This window comes from Pseudomonas sp. SWRI68, from assembly GCF_014269165.1.
Taxonomy (GTDB): Bacteria; Pseudomonadota; Gammaproteobacteria; order Pseudomonadales; family Pseudomonadaceae; genus Aquipseudomonas; species Aquipseudomonas capeferrum.
Window position 1 is genome coordinate 1 of record NZ_JABWRU010000089.1, and the last position, 247, is coordinate 247.

Annotated in this window: 1 protein-coding gene; it reads right to left on the reverse strand. The window is 57.9% G+C overall.

Annotation, left to right across the window (positions count from 1 at the left end; translation table 11 throughout):
- Positions 1–247 (reverse strand): hypothetical protein (locus HU770_RS26920; protein ID WP_186666629.1); only part of this gene is annotated, 247 nt, incomplete at both ends.

Consider the following 247-nt stretch of genomic DNA (forward strand, 5'->3'; position numbering starts at 1 on the left):
GACGGTGAAGGTCGGTTTAACGTTTTCAGCGACCGAAACCTGGTCGGCAGTAATGGTGACTTTGACCAGATCGCCTTCGTTGCCTGGAGTACCCGGCTCGTCGGTGACAGCGGTGCTGACCGGGGTCTTGTCCAGGACCAGGTTCTCGAACTTGCCGACATCGGCGCCGTCGACGCTGGCGATCGATTTGATTACTGGGTCATTGGTACCGGTGTAAACGTTGTCCGGCGCGGTAACGGTGACGAAA